Origin of the sequence: Seleniivibrio sp. (assembly GCF_021209385.1) — a bacterium.
Taxonomy (GTDB): domain Bacteria; phylum Chrysiogenota; class Deferribacteres; order Deferribacterales; family Geovibrionaceae; genus Seleniivibrio.
In genome coordinates this window covers 101,851-108,206 of sequence record NZ_JAJOIL010000013.1, presented here as the reverse complement: position 1 = coordinate 108,206, position 6,356 = coordinate 101,851, and the positions used below count along the sequence as shown (strand labels likewise).

6 protein-coding genes are annotated in these 6,356 nt (G+C 45.1%); 2 read left to right on the top strand and 4 right to left on the bottom strand.

Annotated elements, in window-relative coordinates; genetic code table 11:
* Positions 1 to 171: 171 nt before the first annotated feature.
* The 3 genes from LRY47_RS04135 to LRY47_RS04125 all read right to left on the bottom strand — a co-directional run bounded on the left by LRY47_RS04135 (position 172) and on the right by LRY47_RS04125 (position 3,790).
* Positions 172 to 1,752, bottom strand: coding sequence for an acetyl-CoA hydrolase/transferase C-terminal domain-containing protein (locus LRY47_RS04135; RefSeq protein WP_295222845.1), 1,581 nt, complete (start codon positions 1,750 to 1,752; stop codon positions 172 to 174).
* Positions 1,753 to 1,777: 25 nt separating this feature from the next.
* Positions 1,778 to 2,563, bottom strand: coding sequence for a nitrilase-related carbon-nitrogen hydrolase (locus LRY47_RS04130; protein ID WP_295222844.1), 786 nt, complete (start codon positions 2,561 to 2,563; stop codon positions 1,778 to 1,780).
* 156 nt (positions 2,564 to 2,719) lie between these two features.
* Positions 2,720 to 3,790 (bottom strand): radical SAM protein, encoded by a 1,071-nt coding sequence (locus LRY47_RS04125; protein ID WP_295222842.1) that lies wholly within the window; start codon positions 3,788 to 3,790, stop codon positions 2,720 to 2,722.
* 206 nt (positions 3,791 to 3,996) lie between these two features.
* Here LRY47_RS04125 and LRY47_RS04120 point away from each other — a divergent pair, with 206 nt between their 5' ends.
* Together LRY47_RS04120 and LRY47_RS04115 are read left to right on the top strand one after the other, a co-directional pair.
* The gene (locus LRY47_RS04120) at positions 3,997 to 4,302 is read left to right on the top strand and encodes an RNA-binding protein (RefSeq protein ID WP_295222840.1); all 306 of its coding nucleotides are present in this window, start codon (positions 3,997 to 3,999) and stop codon (positions 4,300 to 4,302) included.
* Positions 4,303 to 4,615: 313 nt separating this feature from the next.
* On the top strand, positions 4,616 to 4,942 hold the full coding sequence (locus LRY47_RS04115) for an RNA-binding protein (protein WP_295222838.1): 327 nt from the start codon (positions 4,616 to 4,618) through the stop codon (positions 4,940 to 4,942).
* Positions 4,943 to 4,991: 49 nt separating this feature from the next.
* On the opposite strand, the gene LRY47_RS04110 is transcribed toward LRY47_RS04115, so the two are convergent.
* A complete protein-coding gene (locus LRY47_RS04110) occupies positions 4,992 to 6,347 on the bottom strand; it encodes a hypothetical protein (RefSeq protein ID WP_295222837.1) in 1,356 nt (451 codons plus the stop codon).
* Positions 6,348 to 6,356: the final 9 nt, after the last annotated feature.

The following is a 6,356-nucleotide window of genomic DNA, read 5'->3' as shown; positions in this document are numbered from 1 at the left end:
AATATGGGTTATTAGTGATGAAAACCAGCTTTCGGCTGCAATATAAATCGGAAAAACAGAATTATGAGGCAAGAAAATAAGAAACGCCGTACTTCTCAAGAAATACGGCGTTTGTCATCAATCTGAGCCCGACCGCATGGTCGGGCTTTTTGAATCGTACGCAGACGATGATTAAACGATTTCCGGTACATCCCAGTTTTTAATCTTCATTGTACCGTGTTTTGCAAGGTTAAGCTGCATTTTGAAGCATCTGTCGAAAAGCTGCGGTTCGTGACCGATACCTTTTGCAAGACACTCTTTCTTAGCCATGTCAAAATATTCCTGAATGATCGGCTTGTATTCGGGGTGAACGCATTTGTCGATAAGCATCTGCGCTCTGTCCTTAGGTGCAAGACCTCTAAGGTCGGCAAGACCCTGCTCTGTAACAAGAACGTCAAGATCGTGTTCAGTGTGGTCAATGTGCGGAGCCTTAGGAACTACACATGTGATACCTGTAGGGTCAGTTTTAGAAGGACGGGTTGAAGGTGTGTGCATGATTTTCAGGAAACCGTTTCTAAGGAAGTCACCTGAACCGCCAAGACCGTTGATCATTCTTGTACCGCCAACCAGAGTTGAGTTTGCGTGAGCATAGATGTCGAACTCAACAGGTGTATTCATCGCAATGCAACCTAAACGGCGGATAGGTTCCGGAGCGTTTGAGATTGAAAGGGGGCGAAGAGTGATCTTCGGAGCATATTTTTCTATATTAGCGAAAAATCTGGGGAAGCCTTCTTTCTCAGAGAGTGAAAGTGAACAAGAAGAAGCAGCATCAAGTTTGCCGGAGTCGAACAGGTCAAGCATTGTATCCTGAAGAACTTCGGTGAAAACTGTAAGGTTTGTGAAAGGACCTTTTGCAAGACCGCCCACAACTGCGTTTGCTATTGAACCAACGCCTGACTGGATGGGCAGAAGGTTTTTGGGAAGTCTGCCGCATTTAACTTCATACTGGAAGAATTCCATGATGTGGTTTGCGATAGCTTCAGAAGTGTCGTCCTGTTCTGCGAACGCACGACCTTTGTCAAGGTGTTTAGACTCAACGATAGCGATAATCTTGCTGGGGTCACAAGGACAGTAAGTTGTACCTATGCGGCTGTCAGCTCTTGTAATGTTGAACACTTGTCTGTTAGGAGGTGTTCCGGGTACAATGATGTCGTGCATGCCTTCAAATGAGGGCTGACCTGTGTTAACTTCAAGAATAACTTTATCGCATATCATAAGAATTTCAGGGATAACGCCGCAAGAAGAAGTGGGGACGAGTCCGCCGTCTTCTGTGATAGCTGAAACTTCGATGATAGCGAGGTCAAGTTTGCCTGAGGGAGTGTCTTTTGTATAGAAACCGTATCCGAGATCCTGAGCAAACAGAGAAAGGTGTTTGTCGCCCATACGGATGCGTCCTTCGTTAATTCCTTTAGCGATATCTTTACCTGTCTGATAAGGCCATCTGCGGTCTATCATGTTAAGCTGAGCCCATCTGTTCTCAGTTTCAGCACCTACTGATGCGCCGATGAAGAGGTTGAATCTCAGTTTGCCCTGAAGATTGTTAGCTTCAACATAATCAGCCAGAGCTATCGGAACTGCTTTAGGGTAGCCGGCGGGTGTGAAACCTGACCAGCCGAGGTTCATTCCGTCTTTGAAATACTGGATAGTCTCCTCAACTTTAACAACTTTGCTGAGAAGGCTCTTACATCTGATGCGTGACTCTAATTCGGACATTTGTTCCTCCATATTTGAGTAGTTATCAACTGTTAATGCCTTTTATTGTAAAAAATCCCTTTGCATCAAGGAAGCTGGGAATTTTTGTCCTGATATCCTCAACAACTGCCGCGTCCGCATAAGAGGTATAGACACCCTCTTCCGCCGCGGGTTCAAACATCGGTTCGCCCCACGGATCGTATGCTGCGGAAAAACCGCACGGCATATCTTTTTTGCCTATCATCACACTGGTGTTGCATCCTGCGACGTAACACTGATTCTCAATGGCACGTGCGCGCATAAGCGTGAGCCAGTGTCCCTTTTTCATCTGCGGCCAGATAGCTGGTACAGCTATTATATCCGCCCCGGCAAACGCTGTCATACGAAACATCTCCGGAAACCTGACCTCATAACACAAAAGCAGTCCGACCTTCATGCCCTTGAAATCAAAGACGGTAATGCCGCTGCCTTTATCTATATACTCATCCTCCTTCATAGGAGAAAAAAGGAAGTTCTTTCTGTAGGTTGCAGCGATTCCGTTTTTTGAAACCGCATAAACCGTATTAAAAACCTTGTTTTGATTTCTTTCAGGGAGTGATGAAATTACAAGCGTATTATCATTTATAATATCCTGTATTTCATTTATTATACCATGAGTTCTTTCAGAAAATTCCACCAGCCGACGGTAGTCGAACCCGCAAGCCCACATCTCCGGCAAGATGATAATTGAATCTTCACCATCAATAACTTGCGAAATCTCATTTTTAAACTTCCGAAGGTTTTCATCAACCTCTGAAAGCCTTACAGGCAGTTGAAGCGAAATTATCTTCATATGACTCCCCTAAGTCTTCGGGATTTTAAAACATAATTTGTACCATGTCAAGACAGTAAATGTTCATTATAAGATGATAAAAAGACCGTGACTGTGAAAAAGATATTGGAAGGGAGATACGGGTGTTTTATCAATTATAAAACACCCGCAGAAAATTTATTTGCAGGAATAGTTGGTAGGAATATAGTCGCAGAAAGGTTCTTCTGCCATGTAGTCGCCTGAGACGGCGTAAGCTCTCGCGCGGCATCCTCCGCAAACTCCGAGGTGTTTGCACACGCCGCATTTGCCCTCATAGTCTTTAAAGCTGCGCATATCGTTCATAAGTTTCGAGTTATCCCAGATATCCTTGAAAGGTGTCTGGAAAACGTTACCGGCTGTTACGGGAAAATATGAGCAGGGAAGTACATCTCCTTTAGAGTTGACAAGGGCGATGGTCTGTCCGGCTATACAGCCTTTGCTTCCGCCGGTGCCGAAAGTGAGATTTCTGCGGTTTTTGTCCAGCCCAGCCTTTTTGCTTCTGTCAGCCCATATTCTGTAATATTGTGGTGCGCAGGTGGGGCGAACCAGAATCTCATCCTCGTCGCGCTCCATATCATAATGCCAGTTGAGGATTTCTTCATAGTCCTCTTTGCTGATGAGTTCTTTCATAAGCTCCTCTCCCCTGCCTGTAGGGACAATGAGGAACATATACCAAGCTGTGGGTTTCAGAGACTTAGCAAGTTTATAGGTCGCCATTATGTCGTGCTGGTTGCGTTTTGCGAAAGAAGAATTGATGATAAACTTGATATCATGTTTGCGGAAGTAAGCCGCCGCATCCATAACAGCCTGAAACGAACCTTCCTGCTGACGGAAATCGTCGTGAACGGCAGGAGTAGAACCGTCGAGGCTGAGAGAGACTATTCTGATGCCCGATGCTTTCATTTTTTCGCACACTTCGTCGTTAACAAGAACGCCGTTTGTTGCCATAGCCATACGCAAACCTTTCTCGGTTCCGTATGCCGCTATGTCAAAAACGTCCTCACGCATGAGCGGTTCGCCGCCCGTAAGAACAACGACAGGCGTTGCAAACGCTGTCAGCTCATCTATAAAGTTTTTAGCTTTTTCAAGTGTAAAATCGCCAACGGCGGAATGAATACCAGAAGATGAACGGCAGTGCACACATTTAAGGTTGCATTTGGATGTGATCTCCCACGCCATCCACTTCAGTTCCCATGTTTTTTCAGACATATTTGAAACTCCGTATATTGGTTAATAAATTCTTTTGCACCACACTACATTAACAGCACCGCAGGATTTTTCAATGTTAAAGATGTGAAATGAGGATTTTTTATCCAAAAGCCTTACACAATACAACATTTTACTTGATTTGTATTATTTTTCGGTTATTCTGAACAATCACATTGAATGACCATTATGCGGTCAAAGGGTTGTATATGAACATTTATGTAGGTAACATCAGCTATCAGACAAAAGAAGAAGACCTTGTTGGACTTTTCTCAACAATGGGCGCAGTGGATTCAGCTCGTATTATTAAAGACAGGGAAACAGGCCGTTCCAAAGGTTTTGGCTTTGTTGAAATGCCTAACAACGACGAAGCGAAAGCCGCTATTGAAAAATTTAACGGATCCGAATTCGGAAGCAGAAACATCACCGTTAACGAAGCTAAACCGAAAGAGGATAAACCCGCAGGACGCGGCCCCAGAGGCGGCGGTTTCGGCGGCGGAAACAGAAGATACTAAGATATCTCTGATAAATAATCTGTCTAAGCGGGCTGCGATGCCCGCTTTTTTTTATTTTATTGATATTTTTTATTTTTCCCCTTGCTATTTATTTGCAACACTGTATAGTAACCATGTCAGACCGATACATCGGTTGTAGGTTGCTCGCAAATTTAACCCGGATTTTGAACCGGATCCTGATCAGTTATATGCCGCTTTCTATTGAGTCTTCAATATTTATCTGCAAAATTGTTCATTCCACAGTTCTCATTACCGTTCTTTGCGCACCGTTCCATGAATAGTTTTGACAAATAATATTTTATGAGGATTCATTATGAACATCTATGTAGGAAATCTTAGCTACGGCACAACAGAAGACGATCTCGTTTCACTTTTCAGCGGAGTAGGCGCAGTTGATTCAGCTCGCATCATCTCTGACAGAGAAACAGGCCGTTCAAAAGGCTTCGGATTCGTTGAAATGTCTGACAACAACGAAGGCAAAGCAGCAATCGAAAAATTCAACGGTACAGAGCTTGGCAACCGTAACATCACTGTTAACGAAGCTAAACCCCGTGAAGAAGGCGGAAACCGTGGCGGTTTCGGCGGCGGAAGAGGCGGAAACAGCAGAGGCGGTTTCGGCGGCGGACGCGGAAGATATTAATCCAATACGGATTTAAATATTTAAAAGCGGGCTTTCATGCCCGCTTTTTTCATTTAAGGGTACGTTTTATCTTTGCGGGGATAGTTCTCGAACAGGGTATGTTCGTTGAACAGTGTCCGCATGAACCGTAATTCCAGTCTTTAAAATGCTCCTTGTTCCCGTGAGTTTCACACCTGCCGTCAACCTTTCCGGCATCAGTTATTGCGCCTGTCGGACACCTTCTGATACATGCATCACAGCTTCCGTCAAAAGCATAAAGACAATAACCGTACACGTCCGTATACGAGCGCACCGTCGGTTTAAGATTCAGAGTCGTTATCACACTGCATATTCTGCCCAGAGCCCCCCTCTCACTTATCAGATTCTGATGCAAGCCGAACGTTCCCAGCCCCGCGGCGAAAGCAACATGCCTCTCTGACCAATAGGGTCGCCATCCGTCGGAATCATATCTGGGGTCAATATTCGGCGCCAGAGCTTCCGCTCCCCTGCTGTTTGCAAATCTTATAAGTGAGCGGCGGACAACGTTCAGAAACTTTGAGCCGTTCCATTTGCCGGAGGAAAATTCCAATGCAGAATACCTCTGCTGCTTTGTATAATGAGCTGAAATATGCTTAGTGAACGGAAGAAAGACGCTTATAACCGATCTGGCGCCTTTAAGCCATTCCTGCGGCAGTCTGTGTCCCGATCCTTCAACCTCCGGATCCTGGAATCTTGCAAATATCGGATCATCCACAGACGCTATGCCTATCAGAGGAGTTTCCCATATAGGTGGATTATCCCCTTCAGGGAGTGCGTTTCTGAAATCATTCTTCACCAGATCATCAACGTGCCTGAAAATCTCTTCGATGGTCACATCAGGGACAAAATCATCAACTGTATATACAGGAACAGGATCGGGGCGGAAAAACAGTGGATTTACTCCTTTAACCGGAGCCAATCGGGTTATCCGCTCAGGATTAGGATTTTCAGACCCTTTAAAAATATGCGGTTCATCAAACGGTTTCCCGAACCCCGGAGGCGAACCTTTTGTAAGGTCGTAGGCGACCCATATATACAGTTGTTCATAGATGTCGTCCAGAAGCTCTTCCGCAAGTTCCGCAGGCGTCTGCCCTTCCCTGAGTTTAGTCATACCCTCATATGGAAAGAGTTCGCCCTCTATAAAATAATATACTTCATGTCTTAATGGCGGCGCCACGTTTCTTAAAGTGGCTGTGCGGTCGGATATCCTGACCGCCAGCACTTTCCTCTTATCGGGTTTATACTCTCTGTAGTTCACCTGTAAGATGTAATCCGTAAGACTTGTAAGAACGGACTTTTTGTCCAGCCTGTTCGGATACGGCTCTCCCCATTTCGGTATCTCATTTGGAAAAAGCGACGCCTTTTCCGCCTCAAGAATCTCTTTCATAAAATCACC

Bases quoted from the DNA above. Each gene is read 5' to 3' on its own strand.
- LRY47_RS04115 (WP_295222838.1), top strand. From the start codon at position 4,616: ATGAACATCTATGTAGGAAATCTTAGCTACGGCACAACAGAAGACGAT.
- LRY47_RS04125 (WP_295222842.1), bottom strand. From the start codon at position 3,790: ATGTCTGAAAAAACATGGGAACTGAAGTGGATGGCGTGGGAGATCACA.
- LRY47_RS04110 (WP_295222837.1), bottom strand. From the start codon at position 6,347: ATGAAAGAGATTCTTGAGGCGGAAAAGGCGTCGCTTTTTCCAAATGAG.
- LRY47_RS04130 (WP_295222844.1), bottom strand. From the start codon at position 2,563: ATGAAGATAATTTCGCTTCAACTGCCTGTAAGGCTTTCAGAGGTTGAT.
- LRY47_RS04135 (WP_295222845.1), bottom strand. From the start codon at position 1,752: ATGTCCGAATTAGAGTCACGCATCAGATGTAAGAGCCTTCTCAGCAAA.
- LRY47_RS04120 (WP_295222840.1), top strand. From the start codon at position 3,997: ATGAACATTTATGTAGGTAACATCAGCTATCAGACAAAAGAAGAAGAC.